The organism is Candidatus Thiodiazotropha endoloripes (assembly GCF_001708965.1).
GTDB classification, from domain to species: Bacteria; Pseudomonadota; Gammaproteobacteria; order Chromatiales; family Chromatiaceae; genus Thiodiazotropha; species Thiodiazotropha endoloripes.
In genome coordinates this window covers 1,318,187-1,338,685 of record NZ_LVJW01000006.1, presented here as the reverse complement: position 1 = coordinate 1,338,685, position 20,499 = coordinate 1,318,187, and the positions used below count along the sequence as shown (strand labels likewise).

Genomic DNA, 20,499 nt, shown 5'->3' with positions numbered 1-20,499 from the left:
TCACTGAACAATAGAGGTTTTAATGCTCACTACATCGACTGAACTCATCATTTCTGAATCAGAATAAACCATAGGCAGAAAATAGACAGGCTTAAATATACCAGCCATATCGAATAGAGATATGAAACAAAAAGTAATACTCATTATTTGATTACAAGCTGTACAATCAGCTGTAAAGAAATAGCCCCCTCTGTCGATCAACAGTAGAGACAACCAGGGAATCTGATGGAGGCAGGGTGGTTATGAAAAACGGGATACAACCGACGAACAGGGAGGTATTGGTCAGTGAGCGCGATTTTATCGTCTCAAAAACCGATACCAAGGGGAGAATCGTCTACGCGAACAGGCTGTTCATGAAGATCAGTGGCTATCGGGAAGCAGAGTTGCTTGGCAAGCAACACAATCTGTTGCGTCACCCGGATATGCCCCGTGGTGTGTTCCATCTGTTGTGGAGCAAAATCATGCAGGGCCATGAGTGTTTTGCCTATATAAAGAATCTCTGCAAAAACGGCGATCACTACTGGGTACTGGCCAACGTCACACCGGACTACGATCCAATGGATCAGATCATCGGGTATTTTTCGGTACGACGTAAACCGAGCAGAGAGGCGGTGGATTACTTCAACGGACTCTATCAGCAGATGCTGAGCACAGAGACCCGTGCCGGGCCGAAAAACGCGGTTACCGCCTCAACTGAGCTTTTGAACCAAGCCATAAACGACCAAGGCTTCGAGAACTATGAAACGTTTGTATTTGGCCACCAGACTTAAGATCTATGTTCTGATATTTGTTCTGCTGAGCATCGCATCTGTCTTCTCCTCATGGTTGAGCGAGGGTTATCACCACTGGCAGTGGCTGTTCCCCCTGGGCACCCTGATCATTGCCGGCATCATCTCTCAGCGCATGAAAATGCCATTCCGGGTGATGAAACAGACCGAACAGGTACTCGACGAAATGCTCGACGGCCAGTTCACCTCACGCATCACCGAAGTCCCCTGGATGGGGGAAGCCGGACACATCGCCTGGAATCTGAATGAATCCCTGGACCAGCTTGAGACCTTCTTTCGCGAGGTCAAAACCAGTTTCGAACTGGTATCCCGTGGCCGCTACTATCGGCGCACCATGCCCACCGGCCTGCATGGCGAACTGGCGAAAACCCTGGAGCGGATCAATAAATCGCTGGATGCGATGGCAGACAACGCCGCCTATATCATGCGCAACGAAAAGGCGGCCGAGCTGCAGGCGCTCAATACCAGCCAGACCATGAGCAACCTGCTGCTCAGCCAGCACGACCTGACCCGCATCACCGACGAAATGCAGAAGGTCTCCCATATCGCCACCGACAATATGGAGAAGGCCAAGAGCAGTCAGGTCTCCGTATCGCAAGTGGTAGAAGCGCAAAACCGCACCCTGGGGATGATCGAACAGAGCCATCAGACCATGCGGCAGCTCAACACCATGAGCGATGAGATCACCGGTATCCTGGGGATGATCAGCGAGATTGCAGACAAAACCAATCTGCTGGCACTCAACGCTTCGATCGAAGCCGCTCGGGCAGGGGAACATGGCAGAGGCTTTGCGGTGGTGGCGGATGAGGTGAAAAAACTGGCGGAAAGCACAAAAAAAGCCACCGATGAGATTCGCGATGTGGTCAATACCTTCCAGAAGGAGACCGAGGTCATGCAGAGCAACTCCAACGAAATGCTCGACATGGCGAATGACGTTCAGACCTCAGTGGAAGCGATGAGCAGCAACTTCAATCAATTTGCCCAACACGCACAGGACACCTACACCTCCGTCGATTTTGCCCATGACATCTGCTACGCCTCGTTGATCAAGGTCGACCATATGATCTATAAACAGAAGGCCTACAAATCCTTCCATGCCGGCACCGACAACGATGACGCCAGGGCGGTCAAGGTCGATCATCACAGCTGCCGTTTGGGTAAATGGTATTACGAAGGCTTTGGTAAAGAGTCGTTTGGCCATCTGATCGCATTCAGAGAGCTGGAAGAGCCCCATAGCCAGGTTCACAACGCTGGCCATAAAGCACTGGAACTCCTTTCCAAAGACTGGGAGAAAGACCGCACACTGTTACAGAATATTCTCGAAAATTACCGGCATATGGAGGACGCCAGTGACCGCGTGATGGACCGCATAGACGCCATGATCACTGAAAAACATAGCTAGGGCCAGAGTTGACTAACCCGATAACCCCGCTGTGTCTGAAATGCGCCTGACTAGGCGCGGGGAGTTTCCATGAAACCCAATGTCACACCGACGAACAGGGAAATCATCATGGATGAGAACGATTTCATCGTCTCAAAGACAGACCTCAAGGGACGGATCACCTACGCCAACCGGATCTTTATGAAGATCGCCGGTTATGCCGAACATGAGCTGTTGAATGTTCAGCACAATATCATCCGCCATCCCGACATGCCGCGCGGGGTATTCCGGCTGCTCTGGAACGTGATAGAAACGGGCCAGGAGTGCTTCGCCTATGTCAAGAACATGGCCAAGAGCGGTGACTACTATTGGGTGTTTGCCAATGTTACAGCCGACTATGGCCAAGATGGCAAACCCATCGGCTATTTTTCGGTACGCCGCAAACCCAGCCGTTCCGGCATCGAAGTCATCACCCCGATCTACCAGGAAATGATGCGAATCGAGCAGCAGGCAGGCCCCGGTAATGCCCCCGACGCCTCACTGGAGTGGTTGCAGGGAGTATTGCAGAGCAAGGGGACGAGTTATGAGGAGTTCATCCATACTCTAGGCCACTGACAACACAGAACCAGAGACAAAACTGAACAATATTTAATAAATATTTACAAACAAAACAGTTAGTTAATGAGTAGAATGCCGCCTAGGAACGACCCCAAACCATCAAGATTTCACAAACCCAGTCGCTAACCCTGACTGAGCGACAACTCCAATGGGCGCAGGCCAGCCAGGCCTGACTCAGCAGGCAATCACCATGGATAGCCGGATAAACGACATACTCGATAACGATTTGGCTGAAGCCATTCTGCACACCACAGAAGATGGCATCCTGATAACGGACAACTCAGGCCTGGTGGTCAAATACAACCGGCGTTTTACTGAACTGTGGCGCTTACCCTGGGAACTCAGCGAGGAGACAACCCTTGACGATTTTCAGGATCATATGCTGGGTCAGCTAACCGATCAGCAAAGTTTCCTGAACAATCTGGCGCTCTACCGAAATCAACCGGAGACAAAAGGTTTTGAGACCCTCTATCTGAAAGATGGCCGTGTCTACGAACAATTCAGCCAACCGATGTATCGCAATGGGGAGGTCACTGCCCAGGTCTGGAGCTTCAGGGATTTCACCCTGGCTGAACGGCTGCAGAAAGAGCTCTATAAAGAGACCAGTTTTCGTGTTGCGATACTGAATACCCTGCCCGATCTGATCTGGTTGAAAGACACACAAGGTGTCTACCTCGCCTGCAATGACAGATTTGAGGATTTCTTCGGCGCCAAGGAGATCGAGATCATCGGCAAGAGTGATTACGATTTTGTCGATTCGGAATTGGCGGATTTTTTCCGGGCGCATGACAAAAAGTCGATGGAAAAGGGTGGCCCCTCAGTCAATGAGGAGTGGATATCCTTCGCCAATGATGGACACAAAGAGCTGTTGGAGACCACCAAGACGCCGCTCTACGACCACCAGAAAAAACTCATCGGCATCCTCGGTATCGGCCACGACATCACCGAAAGAAGAGCGGCTGAAGAGCGGCTCAGGGAGAGTGAGGAGCGTTTGTCACTCGCCATGCGTGGCACGAATGACGGCCTCTGGGACTGGAACCTGGTCAACGATGAGGCCTACTACTCACCTCGCTGGAAAGAGATGCTCGGTTATCAGAATGATGAATTGCCGAACCACCTGGAGACCTGGAAACAGCTGGTCCATGCCGAGGATAGGGATCGGGTGCTGAAAGAGGTTACAGACTATATCAATGGCAGTTCGGATTCACTGGAGATCGAAATGCGCATGCACCACAAGGCCGGTCATGATGTGCATGTGCTGTCCCGTGCGATTCGTCTCTTCCAGGAGCCTGACGGAAAACCGGTACGCCTGGTCGGTACCCATGTCGACATTACCGAGCGCAAGCGTGTGGAAAGACACGACGAAAGAAACGCCGAAATCCTCGAGATGATCGCAATCGGCAGACCGGCCGCAGAGATCTACGATGCCATCGCGCTGATGTATGAAGCGCGGCATCCGGGGATGCGCTGCTCTCTGCTGGAACTGCACAAAGGCAGACTCCTGCATGGCGGCGCACCAAGCATGCCGAAGGCCTACTGCGATGCGGTGCACGGCCTGGAATTCGGCCCGGACATCGGCTCCTGCGGTACCTCCACCTATACCGGCCATCGGGTCATTGTGGAGAACATTGAAACCGACCCGAAGTGGGCAACCATCAAGGATGCGGCCCTGCCCCATGGTATGCGTTGCTGCTGGTCCGAGCCGATCAAAAGCTCCACCGGAAAGGTATTGGGCGCATTCGGCATGTACTATGACTACCCGGCGACCCCGAATGAGGAAGAGTCCAACGACCTGAAAGCGGCCGCACGGCTCGCCAGTATCGTGATGGAGCGGGACCAGAATCAAAAAAGGATTCATCAACTGGCCTACACCGATGAATTGACCGGCCTGGCCAGCCGACCCCACTTCTTTCAAAGCCTGGATGAATTGATCAAAACATCGAAACGGCATCAGCGTCGTTTCAGTCTGCTCTACATCGACCTGGACAACTTCAAGAATGTCAACGACACCCTGGGGCATGACGTGGGCGACCAGTTACTCAAGGTGATCGCAAAGAGGCTGAAGAAGTTTGGCCGGGATGTGGATTTTGTCGCCCGCCTGAGTGGTGATGAATTCTGCATCCTAATGGATGATGTATCCGATGATTACATCACCGCCAACCTGGCCAAACGCTGCCTGGAGCTGATCGCTCAACCGCTTGAATTATCATCCCGCTGGCATACACCGGCCTGCAGTATCGGTATCGCCCACTATCCGGATGACGGCACAGATGCCTCGCAACTGCTGAAGGCTGCAGACACCTCCCTGTATGCAGCCAAGGAGCATGGAAAGAATCGCTTTGCGTTCTACAATCAGGAGCTGACGCGCAAGGCCGAGTACCGTTTCCAGTTTGAACAGTATCTTCGTGAAGCCATAGAGTCTGAACAACTGACCCTGGTCTATCAGCCACAACTCCATCTGGCCACCGGACAGATCATTGGTGTCGAGGCGCTCTCCCGCTGGCATCACCCGGTCATGGGGCAGGTTCCACCAACCGAGTTCATCCAGGTTGCGGAACAGATCGGCATGATCAAGCCACTCACCAAAACCATCCTCTGCAACGCCTGCAGACAGGCTGTCAGTTGGCAGCAGCAAGGCCTGCCCCTGTTGCGCATGTCCGTCAATATTTCCCCCTCCCACTTTCTCGACGAACAACTGGTGACCCTGATCGATCAGGTGCTGGAAGAGACAGAGATGGATCCCACACTGCTCGAACTGGAGGTCACCGAGACCGCCGTTCAGACAGATCGGAAAAACATCGCCATCTTCAGCCACCTCAAAGAGTCGGGCATTCAGATCGCCATCGATGACTTCGGTACCGGCTACTCCTCCATCGCCTCACTGAAACATCTGAAAGTGGACAGCCTCAAAATCGACAAATACTTCATCAACGATATGCTGCTGGATAAGAAGACCCAGTACCTGGTCAATACGATGATCGAGATGGGTCACAATCTTGGCCACACCATTGTCGCTGAAGGCATCGAGACCAAAGCACAACTGGAGTTGCTGAAACGGCTCAATTGCGACACCGCACAGGGATATCTGTTCAGCAGACCGGTGTCTGCTGAAGCGATACCCAAACTGGTGGTGAACGGCATCCCGACCTGAGCGGCCACAAGCCAGGAGCGACTCGACCCTCCCCCGCCAAACGACCGCTCTTCCGGTCTATTGATGAGGCTCCATGGAGATGATCCTGAAATGGTTGTCCCGTCCCTTCTTGAGGGTGAAATGCACCTGGTCTCCAGCCTTGAACCGAGTCAGATCAACCCGTTTGGTGACCGGCAGATCCATGGTCATCTCCGGCCAGTTCAGTGTCGGGATAGGCTGATGAGTGAGGTTGACCATCTTTTTATCCGCATCCACTTGATGCAGAACACCGCTACCCATCGCCTGATTGGCATCGCCACCCATCATCGAATGGTCATGCATGTTGTGGCCCTGATGGCTGGCCCCATACGCAGCTGCCTGGATCAGCAGCCCGAAGATCAATACAGTAAGTTTTCTAACAGACATTTTCATACCTCTTGTGGTTGTTGGGATAGATCGTTATCCCCAGTGGAATTTTCAGTCGAGAGGGGTAGCCTGCGTGACTCCCAGATCAGATAGATGACCGGAATCACGATCAGGGTCATGACGGTGGTACTGAGCATCCCGCCCACCATCGGCAGGGCAATACGGCGCATCACATCCGAACCGGGCCCCTCGGTAAAGAAGATGGGTAACAGACCGGCGATGATCACCGAAACGGTCATCAGTTTCGGACGCACCCGCCGTACCGCGCCCGCCATGATGGCGGCAAACAGGGTTTTATGGTCGACCGGAGGAAGCTGGCGTACCTGCTGATCGATGTAGATCAACATCACCACCGCCGTCTCCACCGCAATGCCTCCCAGTGCGATGAAACCCACAGCAACGGCGACTGAGAGGTTGTAGCCGGCCAGATAGACCGCCCACAGGCCACCCACCAAGCCGAACGGCAACGCCGTCATCACCATCACCGTTCGGTCGGTGCGGCCAAAATGGATCATCAGCAGCACCAGGATGATCGCAACGGCTGCAGGTATCGCAACCTGCAGTCGTTCCCGCGCTTCAAGCATCTGCTCATACTGCCCGGACCAGGTGATGGCATAGCCCGGTGGCAGGTCGACCTGCTCGGCAACCCGCATTCGCGCCTCATCCACATAACTGCCGATATCCCGCTCGTCGATATCGACAAACACCCAGCCGGTCAATCGGGCATCCTCCGATTTGATCATCGGCGGTCCCGGGGCATATTCGATGGTAGCCACTTCCCCCAGCGGAATGTGCATACCACCCGGGGTTGGTACCAGGATGTCCGAGAGCTGATGTATCGATTCCCGGAATGGCCGGTCGTAGCGCAACATGATGTTGTAACGCTCCCTTCCCTGTACGCTTTCCGCAACCTTCATACCGCCGAGCGCGGTCTGGATAATGGATTGGAACAGACCAAGATCGATATTGCGTCGCGCCAGCTCATCACGGTTGGGGATGATCTCCAGATACTTGCCCCCGGTGACCCGGTCGGCAAAGGCGCTGCGGGTGCCCGGCACCTGCTTCACCACGGCTTCCACATCCAGTGCGATACGTCCGATCTGATTCAGATCCTGACCGGAGATCTTAATCCCCACCGGGGTGCGGATACCGGTTGAGATCATATCCATGCGGATTTTGATCGGATAACCCCAGCTGTTGACCAGCCCGGGCAGATTGACCCGCTCGTCAAGCTGCTTGGTCAGCGACCCCACAGTCATCCCTGGCCGCCACTCAGGCTTCGGTTTCAAGCGTATCCAACTCTCGATCATCGAAATCGGTGCCGGATCAGTCGCCGTATCGGCCCGACCCACCTTGCCGAATACCTGATCGACCTCAGGCAGCGTAAGGATCAACCGGTTGGTCTGGGCCAGAATCTCTTTTGCCTTGGAGATGGAGACTCCCGGCAGGGTGGTGGGCATGTAGAGCAGCTCACCCTCATACAGCGCCGGCATGAACTCGGTACCCAGCTTGTTGTAGGGGTACCAGAGACTGGCGATACCGGCGATGGCAACGGCCAGGGTAAAAACACGCCATTTCATGGAAAACTCCAGAATCGGCTTGTAGAGCGCGACAAAGAAACGATTCAGTGGATTACTCTCCTCGCGGAAGATCCGTCCTCGGATCAGCCACAACATCAGGATCGGCACCAGGGTGACCGAGAGCAGGGAAGCAAAGGCCATCGCATAGGTTTTGGTGTAGGCCAGAGGGGAGAACAACCGATAACTTTCACCGGTGAGCGCAAACACCGGCAGGAAGGATACGGTAATGATCAGCAGGCTGAAAAACAGCCCTGGCCCCACCTCCTTGGCCGACTGCAGGATGGCGGCATTTTGCGCTTTGCGTCCAACCGACCCGGGCATATCGCTCAACCGCCGGTGGGCATTCTCCACCATCACAATGGAGGCATCCACCATCGCCCCGATCGCGATGGCGATACCGCCGAGCGACATGATATTGGCCGTGATACCCTGCGCCGACATCACCATGAACGCCCCCAGCACTCCCAGCGGCAAGGTGATTATGGCGACAAAAGCGGAACGCACATGGAGCAGAAAGATGAAGCAGACCAGGGCTACCACCAACCCCTCTTCCAGCAGTTTATGGTTCAGGTAGTCGACCGCACCCCGGATCAGTGGCGCTCGATCGTAAACGGTCTGAATCTCCACCCCGGCCGGCAGCCCCTGCTGCAGGGCCTGCAGCTTCTGCTCCAGAGCCTTGATCACATTCAGCGCATTCTCACCGGAGCGCATCACCACGATACCGCCGACCACCTCCCCCTCACCATTCAGCTCCACCAGTCCCCGGCGCAGCTCCGGACCTTCGATCACCCGCGCCACATCGGTCAGCAGTACCGGGGTGCCGTTTCTCGCCTGCACCACCACCCGCTGAAGATCCTGCAGCGAAGTGATGTAGCCCCGGGAGCGGATCATCAGCTCGGTCTCGGCCCGTTCGATCACTCGCCCACCGACCTCCATACTGGCTGCCTGAACCGCCTGGCGCACCCGCACCAGGGGAATATCGAAGGCGCGTAGTCTGTTGGGGTCGATCAACACCTGATACTCACGTACGAACCCACCCACCGAAGCCACCTCCGAGACCCCGGCTACCGTCGCCAGCTCAAAGCGCAGAAACCAGTCCTGCAGGGCACGCAGCTCCGCCAGGTCATGTCGGCCGCTACGATCCAGCAGCGCATATTGGTAGATCCAGCCCACCCCGGTGGCATCCGGCCCCAGTCTCGGGGTGGCGTTCTGCGGCAGATCCTTCTGCACCGTGGCCAGCGCTTCAGCAACTCGGCTCCGGGCCCAGTAGTCATCAACCCCATCCTGAAAGATCACATAGACGAAGCTGGTGCCGAACATGGAGAATCCCCTCACCGCCTCGGTTTTCGGCAATCCCAACAAGGTTGCTGAGAGGGGGTAGGTGACCAGGTCTTCAACGATCTGTGGCGCCTGACCGGCAAAGTCGGTGCGAATGATCACCTGGGTATCCGATAGATCGGGTATCGCATCGAGCGGGGTGCGCTGCAGGGCGAGCAGCCCGGCTACCGCCAGACCCGCAGTAAAGATCATTACGATCAACTGATTCCGCACCGACCAGGCGATCACCTTGGCGACAAACGAGCGGGCGGGATCATCCCCGACGATGGATTGCTGTTCAGACATGGGTAATTCCTCTATTCATCTTCAACAACCTCACTCGACCAACTCGCCGTCAGCAGCACCATAGGGGTTGACCGGCTCACCCGCCAGCTGCAGCCAGAGCTGTTGCGCCTGTTGATCCTGATAGAGCCGCACACCCTGCTGTTGATAGTGATCCCGACGACCGTTGAGCACCCAGGGTTGAAGCTCACTCACCAACTGATGCAACGCCTGCTGTAGGGCACTCTCGGTGCGTGCCTGTTGGGCCAGTTCAATTGCCTCGGCAGCACCCTGCATGATTGGACCCAGGCGAGTGGCGCCGAAACCGGGCCATAACAGATCACGAATCTCACGCGCCGGTTGCAGCTGATCCGGGCTGATATCGTAGCCATCCACCAGTGCTTCATGGATGTAGAGCGCCGCATCGATCATGTGATCCAGCATCGCCAGCTGCTGCTGACTCAGGGGCAACTGATCCAAGCCCAACTTGATACGCTGCAACTTTTGAAACGACTCCCTGAGGGCACTTTCGGAGTCGATCAGAAATTGCCCTGAGACAACGATCAGATCCTCACTGTCGACACCTTCAAGGATCTCGGTAAATCCCCCACTGCTCCGTCCGGTTCGAACCGAGCGGGGTTGAAACCGTCCATCACCCAGTGCCACCACCAGATAGGGACCTGTCTCACCAATCAACAGAGCACTCTCCTCAACAGCCAGCCGACGCGCCAGATCGATCTCAAACAGAACATCCGCATAGGCGCCGGGGCGCAGCCGTCCCGCTTGATTCGACAGGGCCAGCCGAACCCGGCCGGTGCGGCTGTCCGGATCGACGGTGGGGTGGATATAGTCGATCTGACTCTCGATCACCTGACCCGGCAGATTTGGCAGAATCACCTGCACCGGTGTTTCCATGCTGACCTCAGACAGATCCTTTTCCGCCACCGCCGCATTGATCCACACGGTGCTGTAGTCCTGTATTACCGCCAACGTCTCACCCGGTCGAACATAGGCCCCCTCTCTGACCCGCAGCTCGCTCAAGGTACCATCGGTCACCGCGTAAAACGGCACCCGGTCGACAACCTTGCCCTGCTTGCGCAGACTCTTTATAAAACCTTTGGAGACTCCCAATGCCTCGAGACGAACCGCGGCAGAACGGATACGTTGTTGGTTGCCACCCTGTAAGGCACTGACATAGTCCCGCTGGGCAGCCACCAGATCGGGACTGAACAGTTGATAGAGCAGATCACCCTTTTTGATCGGATCACCGACGGCCGTGACCGACAATCTCTCCAACCAGCCAGCCACCCGGCTGGAGACTTCACTGCGCAACCGCTCACTCTCTGCCACCACCCCATAGGCTCGCACCCGACTGCCAAAAGCTGTCATCTCCGCCCGGCCGTACCGCACCCCCATGTTCTGTATCGTTTCCGGGGCAATGGTTACCACGACCCGCTCTCCGGCTTCAGTCTCTGCCGACGGCATCGATCCAGCCGTCTCCAGCGCGACCAGATCCATCCCGCAGATTGGGCAACTGCCCATGTCTGTGGCGATGTAGTGGGGGTGCATCGGGCAGGTGTACTGAGTGGCCTCTTCCGCCCAGCTGTAGTGGCTGAACAGAATCAACAGCAGTAATGGATAGATTGCTTTTGTACGGATGGAACTCATCGGTCCTCCTCCACAAACATGGCGTTGATACGTGCTGCGGCGATGGTTCGCTGCAGCTCTGTCCGGGCCAGATCCAGCTCCACTTCAGCCAGTTTCAGGGCCGGTCGGATGACACCGTCAAGATCCAGGTCTCCCGCTTCATAGCGACGCCGGTTGGCAGCTTCCAAGGCCTTAAGGCGCTCCTGACGCCGTGCCATGGCAGCGAGTAGCCGTTGCGCCGTTTGGTAGTTGGACAGGGCACTCTGATAGTCACTGGTGAGCTCCCTCAGCTGCTGCTCCTGCTGGGCCATCAGTTTGGTGACGTTGGCCTCTGCCGCTTTCAGTTTCGGCGTCTGATTGGCAGTGGACCAGAGTGGCAGGGTGGCACTGAATTTCAATGTGAACCAATCATCCCCATCGAAATTCTCACCCGACTCCCGCTGTTGCCAGGCAGCGCTGATCGCATAGTCCGAATCGAAAGCGGCATTCCGCTCCGCCACCTCGGAGTTGGCTACAGCCAGCCTGCCCAGTTCGATCTGAATCTTCAGCAGTGCCTGCGGGTCACCCGACCAGCGTTTCGGTTGAATCTCCGGCAGAATCCCCTCGGGCGGAACCAGATCGATCAACGATCTCAGTTCGGCCTGCCAGCGCTCAGCCTCACCGGCGAGGCTGATTTTCTGTTCATCGATCTCCGCCCGCTTCACATCCAGCTCATCGAACCGGCCGTAGACGGCAGCCCCCGAGGCCATCTCCCCCCTCAACCAGCGCTCCCGCTCCATCAGCAATGCCATCTGCTGATCCAGCGCCTCATTGGCTGCATGGATTCTGCGCCGTTGCGCCAGTGCGGTGACCAACCTCAACTCCAGTTCAGCGAACGCCAGTTGACGCTGCAGATCAGCCAGCGCCGCCCGCGCAAGATGGCTATCCCGCCGTGTTTCTCGAGTGCTCAAACCGGGTATCATCTGCTTGAATTCCAGGCTGCGGCTACTCGGCAGATAGCGGTCGAAGCTGGTCGGTTCATTCACCGGCAGATTATTCAAACCCAGTGTGATGTTGGGATCGGGCAGACCCATTGAGCCATCCGCATTGGCCTGCCAATGGGAACGCTCCGCCATCGATACCCTGAGGGTTGGATGCTGCTGCAGACGAAGCAGCAGATTCTGAAAAGCCGGCGAAGTGATCTGTTCAGTCGCACAGATCTCTCCCAACGCAATTATCCACAACGGTAAGAGTCGCCCGGTAAATGACCGGACGCTCCCAACTAATCGGCGAACCATGAAAAAACTCCCACAGCCAGATCAACGGCCTAGACCAAGGCCGATGCAAATAAAAAATATCCAATCAGGCCGGAAACGGCCTAAACGAGGAGGGAGTTGATGGGAGGTTGTAATTCAACCGGCTGTTCAGGCCTTGGGGGGGCTGGAACCCGACCCTCACCGATATAGAGGATGTGAGAGACGGTAAAGGTGACAGGCTGCACCTGGAGCTGGACGGTAAAACCGCAGAACATGCAGTGCATCGACTCACAATCGGCCAGTTCGACAGCAGCATCCATATCATGACAGTGGTGCTGCATCGTCTCACTCATCCCGCTCATCGGGGAATCACCCGATTTCGCACAGGCCATTGACCAGGCCATCACCAGCGGCGCCTGGATCAGCAACAGGACCAGCATCAGGATTTTGACGGTGTTATGCCTTTGAGCCATCTGGTTAAGCGTACGGGTTAGCTATCGGAACGTCGTTAAAACATTTAAACAATCCACGAGATAGACTGCAAACTCGGCGTTGCGTTCATTCATTTTTAGCAGACAGCCCACATTAGATCAATTCAAAGCCCCTTTTGACTAATCCTTTAGGCGCGGGATGCCGTTCGCCTATCGACCTATCCAGAGGGACAGACCGATCACTCCGTGGCCCAGACCATCTCGGTCAGATAGGCCCGGTATTGTACGACCCAGATCACCAACGGCAATACGGATGGCAGAATCAGATAGCCCAGCTGATAGCCAAGGGCGACACCATCCATCGCCAAGGGGGTAAACGCCAGCTGTGCCGAAACGTCCGGTCCCAGGGTGAAGAGCAGTGTCTTCAGGCCATCGAAACAGACGCCCCACACCTGGAACAGAAACAGCAGCGGCAATCCCCACAGCCATTTGTTCCATTTGAGATCCTCATCCCTGGCATCTCCGGGTGTTGCAATCGAAAGCGCGGTATAGAGGGGTAGACCGTAGCTGTAGAGCAGTGGATTGACGGTAAAGACCAGGTCACCGCTGACCCCGGGCTGCTGACCTCTCAGCAGCTCAGCCGGCATCGCCAGCAGGGTGACGAAGTCGAGACGATCCCCCTGCTGCTCGACCCCCTGGAAGATCTGCGGAAACAGTACAGTCAGAATCCAGTCGCTGAGTAGCCCCACAGGCCAGACCAGACTCGGCGCCAGATAGTACCAGCCCGCCAGGCAGACCGGCAGCCAGAACACCACCTTGATAATGAAGGCGGCGACCGGGTTGATCGAGCTAAGCCGAAGCATGCTCAGGCCCGTGATGCGGCTTCACTCTCGGCAGGTAGCGCAACCAGATCAGAAACACCACCAGCACATCGAGTATGATCAGTGACTGCCAGATGTAGAGATGGGCCCACTCAAACGCGGTCTGATTCCACTGCCCCAGATAGAAGAGACTGATGATTCTGAGCAGGTTCATCGCCTGGATTGCCAGGATTCCGATCGCGATCCCGATCAGTTTCATCCGCAAACTCGCTGGGAAGGCGAACATCGCCGCAATCAGTACGATACTCGCCTCGATACCATTGCATCCCGCCTCGATGGAGACCGCAAAACCACTCGCCTTGTCCAGCAGCACAATCCCGTAGGCGTGCACCCCATGATCAAACAGCTGAATCAGCCAGGCACTGATTTTCGCAATAAAGGCGGTGAAGGGAATGACCACCCACTGCTGCCCGAAAGGCATCAGTTCCAAGGTAAACAGGCCGATGAGAATGGCGGTAAAAAGCAGTGCAAATCGAAGCATTATTCAAATGCCTTCATCGAATGAAGGTATTAACATGTACTCTATTCAATGTCAGTCCGGCCATCCGGGAGACAAGCCATACTAGCGGGTTCTGTCATGACTAGCTGATCACATTGTTAGCGAATGAAGCAAGACCATGAATGCCGGTCTGTTCAGTTTCAACCGATCAGGGGTTCAACACAAGAGTGCCACGATCGGCAAGCCGAAAACAATTTACAATTTTAAGCTTTTGCAAACCACTCTTACGATGTTTAATATTGCTCGATTAGCATGTTGCTTGCACGGTAAATCGAGGGACTGGGACGCTCACAAGCATCAATACCAAATAACGATCTATAGCAGGGATGTTCAAATGAGTATCCTGTATGAATCTAAACACCCTGTCTTTCGTCTCTGCCCTGATAGATCGCCTCAGAACATCCCATAACAGATACCGCGCCCAGATACCCCCAGCCTACTTGGCACTCACTCTGTTGATGCTGCCTGGTCTGGCAACCGCCACCACCACCATCAACCATCTGTTCAACCCGGCGACCATCAATCCGGGCGACACGCCGACCTACCGCATCGAGATTGCCAACGACGCCCTGGTCAGCCTGACCGAGGCGGAAGTCACTTCGCTGCTGCTGCCCCAGATCACCATCGCCAACCCGGCCAACATCACCAACACCTGTGGTTTTACCGGGATCACCGCCGTGCCAGGCACTTCGAGCATCGTCTTGACCAACGGCACCATCCCGGCACGGGTGGGACTGACCGATGGCCAGTGCTTTTTCGAACTCTCCGTTACCTCCACCACGCCAGGCACCTACATCAACAATATTCCCGCGCTGCTGCCGCCAGCCAGACCCGATGCGGTGACCGCCGGCTATTCGGCACTTGAAAATGGCGTGCGGGTCTCCAATGCGACTCCGGCCAACGCCACCCTGGTGGTCAGCACACTGCTCAACCCCACCGGCAACAAGACATTCAGCCCATCTCCGGCCATCGCCGGTGATGCCACGACCCTGAGCATCGTACTGAGCAATCCCAATGCCGGCGCAACCCTGCCACTGACCACATTTACCGACACCTTGCCTGCCGGCATGGTGGTGGCCACGCCGGCCAATACCTCGATCGCCTGCAGCGGTACCGGGGCTTCCAATGGTGCGGTTACCGCAACACCGGGGACGGACACGGTAACCCTGACCGGCGGAATCATCGGAGAATCGGGCAACTGCACCATCGGGGTGGATGTGGTGGTGCCCACCATCGCCGGCACCAGCCAGTTGTTCAGCAATACCCTGCCGCTGGGATCGATCGGCAATACCCGTGGCCTGACCAGCCCTGCTTTCAACCGGGACCTGACCGTCAACACCCCGATTTCGCTCTCGAAAACCTTCAACCCGGATACCATTCCAGCCGGGCAGCCCTCTCTGCTGACCATCGTCATCAACAACAACAGCACCGACAACACACTGCCGATCACCAGCTTTCTCGACGACCTCACCGCCACCACCTTGTCGATTGTCGATACCTCCACCGTTGCACCGGCAGACCCAACGGTGGTCTGTGATGGGACCGGTTCCGTCAATGGCAGCTTGACCGATGCGGGCAGCAACCCCCTGGATCAGGGCGACACCGGCATTCTGCTGAGTGGCGCCGTGGCGGGTGTGCGCTCCGGGGTCAACGGCAAATGTACGATCACTGCCTATGTGACCTCCACCACCGATGGCGCCCACACCAACACCATCCCGGCTGATGCAGTGGTCAATCCAACCGGCCACGCGAGTCCGACAGCCAGTGATGTGATCAACATCAATGCTCAGCTGACGGTGGATAAAACCGTATCCATCAACGAGGTTGCACCGGGTCAGTGGACCGATTTCAGTGTCACCGTCAACAACTGGTCCGGTGCGGATGTCACCAACCTGAGTTTCCGCGACACCCTGCCCAACAACGCGGGCAACCAGATGGTACTCGACGATTCGGCCGGCATACCAGTCTCCAACACCTGTGCCGGCGGTGTCTACACCGGTGTGGACGGAGACAGCGAACTGCTCTGGAGCGGCGGCACGGTACCCGCCGGTGTCGGCGCCACACCGGGTACCTGTACCCTGGTCTTCCGGGCACGACTGCCGGTCACCGCCACCCTGGGCATGATCTTCACCAACCAGATCCCCAGTTGGGACGGCGTCAACGGGGTTGGCGGAACGGGTAATGGCCCAGGCGGCAATGTGGTCAATCCATCCCCCAGCCCGGCGGTCAATGTGGCGACACTCGATTCTGTGGAGGTGACCAAAAATTTCCTCCAGAACCCCATTGCTGAGGGCCAGACATCCACCCTCAGACTGCGTATCCGCAACCGTACCCTGAATCCGCTTACTGCAGTCAATCTGACAGACAACCTACCCGCCGGTCTCGCCCTGGCGGCCAATCCGGCCGCCGTCAATGAGTGCGGCGGCACGTTGCAGGCTTTCCCCGGGGATACGACACTGATCCTCACCGGCGGCAGCCTCAGTCCGCGACCCGATGACCAGATTCAGGCCACCTGTCAGATCCGCGTGCAAGTCACCGGCTCCACCCCAAACACTTACCTGAACACCATCAATCCGGCAGATTTCAGCAGCAGTGGCGGCACCATTCCTTCTGCGGTATCCGATACCCTGACCATCACGGCGGGGATCACTGGCAGCAAGAGTTTCAGTCCGACCAGCGTGAGCTCCGGAGGCCGCTCCCGGGTCACCATCAACGTGGTCAATATCTCCTCCGGTGAGCTGACCAACGTCAGCATCGACGACAGCACCTTCTCCGCCGGTCTGAGCGTGGCCAATCCGGCCAATGCCAGCACCTCCTGTGGCGGCGCCACCACCCTGATCGTCAATCCGGGCGCCAGCAGCGCTCAGCTGCAGGGCGTTACCCTGCCGGCCGGGGCCAACTGTGACTTTGCCTTCGATGTCACCACCAGTGGTGCTGGTCCCTGGAGCAACACCATTCCGGCCGGCAACATAAGTAGTGCGGAAGGCTCGTCCAACAGTTCACCGATCACCGCCACGCTGACCTCGGCGGTTGCCGATATCGGCATCAACAAGGCCTTCAATCCAATCATCGTCACCGGCGGTCAGCCCTCACTACTGACCATCGATGTGATCAACAGCTCCGGCGCAACCATCCACGATGTGGCCTTTACCGACATCTTCCCCGAAGGCATCGTGGTCTATCCGGTACCGGATGCCAGCACCAACTGTCTCGGCGGCACGGTGACTGCGGTCGCTGGTGCGGGCAGCGTCTCCATGGTAGGCGCCACCCTGCAGCCCAATGACATCTGTCAGGTGTTTGTCACCACCACATCGTTACGCTTTCTCAATCTGACCAACTTCATTCCCGCCGGGGTGATCTCCAGTGAAGAGGGCTATACCAATGCCCTGGGAACCCAGGCCTCCCTCTCCACCCTGCAGGGCCTGGGACTGACCAAAGGCTTCGCGCCTGCCTATATCCCGCCAGGCGGCACGGCCCGTCTGATCCTGGAACTGATCAGTACCTTCGATCCGAATGCGGTCTCGCCGGTCACCCTGACCAGCGTCAGTTTTACCGATCCATTGCCAGCAGGCCTGGAGTTCGCGGCTGTACCCAATGCCGCCACCACCTGTGCCGATGCCACACTGACAGTCAACACCACCACCCAGGCACTGACCATCTCCGGCGGCACCCTGCTGCCAGGTACCGCCTGTCTGATCGAAGTGGATGTCACTGCACCTCTGGTGGGTGTCTATGACAATCTGATTCTGCAGAATGCGATCACCACCGATCAGGGCGTGACCAATGGCGAGGATGTCTCTGCGGAATTGAATGTGATTCTTGAGCCGACGGTGGCAAAAGCCTTTGCTCCGGCTACGGTGACGATCGGTGAACGCTCCACCCTGACGGTGACGATCACCAACAACTCGGCGATCGATCTCACCGGTACGTCACTCACCGATACGCTACCCACCGGTGTAACAGTCTATTCAGCCCCGAGTACGGCGACCACCTGTGCCGATGCCAGCGTACTGGCCACCGCGGGTGACAACGAAATTACCATCACCGGCGCCACCATACCCGCCAGTGGCAGCTGTACCTTCAGTGCCGATGTGGCTGCGAATACCACCGGCACGTTGACCAATACGGTTGGCGCCAATGCCATCACCACCGATCAGGGCGTGAGCAATCCGGCACCGGCCAATGCGGACCTGGAAGTACTCTCGGCACCGTCTGTCAGCAAGGCTTTCGCACCTGCATCGATCAATACCAACGGCACTTCGACCCTGACCATCTCTCTGGGTAACGCCAACACCGACCCGATCACCCTCACCAGTGAACTGGTGGATGCGCTACCCGGGGATGTGTTGGTGGAGACCCCGAACGGCCTGGTCACCACCTGTCCGGGTGTGGTCACCGCCACCCCGGGAGACATCCAGATCAGTTATGCCAATGGCGCCACGATTCCGGCCGGAGGCTGTACCATTTCGGTGGATGTCACCTCGGCACTGGATGGTAGCTACGTCAACACCATCGCCGCCGGGCAGATGACGACTTCCGCCGGCAACAACCCTCAGCCTGCGGTCGCTACCCTCGGGGTCGGCGCGCTGTTCGATGCCGCACCGGGAATCACCAAAGCCTTTGCACCGACCACCATCGACGTCAACGGCATCTCCACCCTGACCCTGACCCTGGAGAACCCGAACGCCACCGATCTGACCCTGGATGCGGATTTCACCGACAACCTGCCAGCCGGCGTAGTGATCGCCAATCCCAACAACCTGGCAGGCAGTTGTGTGCTGGGCAGTGTCACCGCCACACCCGGCAGCAGTCAGGTCATCTACGCCAATGGTGCCCTCATCCCTCCGGTCAGCTGTAGCATCGTGGTGGATGTCACTTCGGCCAGCGCGGGCAGCTACAACAACACCATCGCGGCAGGGGACCTCTCCACGGCCACCGGTGGCAGCAATCCCCAACCGGCAACCGCCAGCCTGATTGTCACTGCACCGATGCCACCCACCCTGAGCAAATCGATCACGCCGATCACCATCAATCCGGGTGAGGCCTCGAGACTGACCATCACCCTGGGTAACGACAACGCCATGGCGGCAACCCTGGGGGCCGACCTGGTCGACAACCTGCCGGCCAACACCGAGCTGGCCACCCCGGTCAATCTGCTCACCGACTGCCCGGGAACGGTTCAGACCACCGTCAGCAGCGTTACCTATACCAATGGCTCGACAATACCTTCCGGCGGCTGTTCGATTGCGGTGGATATCTCCTCAAGTGTCTCCGGCGGCCCCTGGACCAACACATTCGCTGCGGGTGACCTGCAGACCGATCTGGGTAACAACGGAGCGCCCAGCAGCGCCGATCTGTTCGTCAATCCGCCCCAGCCGCCGAGTGTCAGTAAGCAGTTCTCACCGACCACCATCTCTTCCGGCGGCCTGTCGACCCTGTCGATCGCCTTCGGCAACGGCAATGCAACGGTGGCCACCTTGACCGCCGATCTGGTAGATAACCTGCCGGCTGGGGTGGAGATCGCCGCCACCCCCAATATCCAGGCATCCGCCGGTTGCGATCTGGGCAGTGTGGTGGCTGCACCGGGCGGCAATACCCTGACCTATCTCAGTGGTGCAACCATTCCCGCCAACGGCGGTTGTTCGATCAGTGTGGACGTCACCTCCGTTGCACTGGCCACTCACACCAACACGATTCCGATCAATGGTCTGCAGACCGATATTGGCAACAACATTGTCGCCAGCTCCAGCGATCTGACGGTGACACCGATACTGCCGGGACTGAGCAAGAGCATCACACCGAACAGCATCAGACCGGATGGGATCGCTACTCTGACCATCACGCTGAGCAACAGCAATGCGGTCGCGGCCGTATTGACCGGTGATCTGACCGATAGCTTTCCTGCGGATCTGCTGGTGGCTCCGGTACCCAACATACAGGTCAGTGCAGGCTGCACCCTGGCCAACGTGGTGGCGATTGCCGGTGGCAACAGCCTGGTCTATCAGAATGGGGCAAGTATACAGCCCGGCGGCTGCACCATCGCTGTCGATGTCACCTCGAGCGTGGTCAACCTCTATACCAACACCATCCCGGTTGGCGGGCTGACCACCGATCTCGGCAGTAATCCAACTCCCGGTACGGCGGATCTGAATGTCACCTACGAACCGGTCGCGATCCCGGTGATGCCTCACTGGGGTCTGCTGTTGATGGCTGCGCTGCTGGGGATGATTGCCGCATCAAGACTTGTTGTTAACCGGCCATAAGTGAAGACAACCACAAAAGAG

12 protein-coding genes are annotated in these 20,499 nt (G+C 57.1%); 5 read left to right on the top strand and 7 right to left on the bottom strand.

All coding sequences use genetic code 11. The features are described from left to right. Positions 1-242: 242 nt before the first annotated feature. The 4 genes from A3193_RS16665 to A3193_RS16650 all read left to right on the top strand — a co-directional run bounded on the left by A3193_RS16665 (position 243) and on the right by A3193_RS16650 (position 5,938). Positions 243-770 (top strand): PAS domain-containing protein, encoded by a 528-nt coding sequence (locus tag A3193_RS16665; protein WP_069015327.1) that lies wholly within the window; start codon positions 243-245, stop codon positions 768-770. Next, entirely contained in the window at positions 739-2,190 is a 1,452-nt protein-coding gene (locus A3193_RS20975; protein ID WP_069015326.1) for a methyl-accepting chemotaxis protein, read from the top strand. The genes A3193_RS16665 and A3193_RS20975 overlap by 32 nt, the downstream gene beginning before the upstream one ends. Before the next feature lie 69 nt (positions 2,191-2,259). Continuing rightward, positions 2,260-2,784, top strand: a complete 525-nt coding sequence (locus A3193_RS16655; RefSeq protein WP_069015325.1) for a PAS domain-containing protein — start codon at positions 2,260-2,262, stop codon at positions 2,782-2,784. Positions 2,785-2,977: 193 nt separating this feature from the next. Beyond that, positions 2,978-5,938, top strand: a complete 2,961-nt coding sequence (locus A3193_RS16650; RefSeq protein WP_071934337.1) for a bifunctional diguanylate cyclase/phosphodiesterase — start codon at positions 2,978-2,980, stop codon at positions 5,936-5,938. A 57-nt stretch (positions 5,939-5,995) separates the two neighbouring features. Here A3193_RS16650 and A3193_RS16645 read toward each other — a convergent pair whose 3' ends face one another. From A3193_RS16645 to xrtH, 7 genes are all read right to left on the bottom strand, one after another. Then, positions 5,996-6,343, bottom strand: a complete 348-nt coding sequence (locus A3193_RS16645; protein ID WP_069015324.1) for a copper-binding protein — start codon at positions 6,341-6,343, stop codon at positions 5,996-5,998. A gap of 2 nt (positions 6,344-6,345) precedes the next feature. Further along, complete coding sequence (locus A3193_RS16640; RefSeq protein WP_069003125.1) at positions 6,346-9,546, bottom strand: efflux RND transporter permease subunit; 3,201 nt, start codon at positions 9,544-9,546, stop codon at positions 6,346-6,348. A gap of 30 nt (positions 9,547-9,576) precedes the next feature. Beyond that, positions 9,577-11,190: an efflux RND transporter periplasmic adaptor subunit gene (locus A3193_RS16635; protein ID WP_069015323.1), complete on the bottom strand. Its 1,614-nt coding sequence runs from the start codon at positions 11,188-11,190 to the stop codon at positions 9,577-9,579. Continuing rightward, the gene (locus tag A3193_RS16630; RefSeq protein WP_069015322.1) at positions 11,187-12,377 is read right to left on the bottom strand and encodes a TolC family protein; all 1,191 of its coding nucleotides are present in this window, start codon (positions 12,375-12,377) and stop codon (positions 11,187-11,189) included. Before A3193_RS16630 ends, A3193_RS16635 begins: the two co-directional genes overlap by 4 nt. Positions 12,378-12,526: 149 nt before the next feature. After that, a complete protein-coding gene (locus tag A3193_RS16625) occupies positions 12,527-12,877 on the bottom strand; it encodes a hypothetical protein (RefSeq protein WP_139116876.1) in 351 nt (116 codons plus the stop codon). Between the two features lie 197 nt (positions 12,878-13,074). Then, a complete protein-coding gene (locus A3193_RS20305) occupies positions 13,075-13,698 on the bottom strand; it encodes an exosortase H-associated membrane protein (RefSeq protein ID WP_083218138.1) in 624 nt (207 codons plus the stop codon). Then, complete coding sequence (gene xrtH, locus A3193_RS16615; protein ID WP_069003129.1) at positions 13,685-14,197, bottom strand: exosortase H; 513 nt, start codon at positions 14,195-14,197, stop codon at positions 13,685-13,687. The genes A3193_RS20305 and xrtH overlap by 14 nt, the downstream gene beginning before the upstream one ends. 365 nt (positions 14,198-14,562) lie before the next feature. On the opposite strand from xrtH, the gene A3193_RS16610 reads away from it, so the two are divergent. Continuing rightward, on the top strand, positions 14,563-20,478 hold the full coding sequence (locus tag A3193_RS16610; protein WP_069015321.1) for a beta strand repeat-containing protein: 5,916 nt from the start codon (positions 14,563-14,565) through the stop codon (positions 20,476-20,478). Positions 20,479-20,499 lie beyond the last annotated feature (21 nt).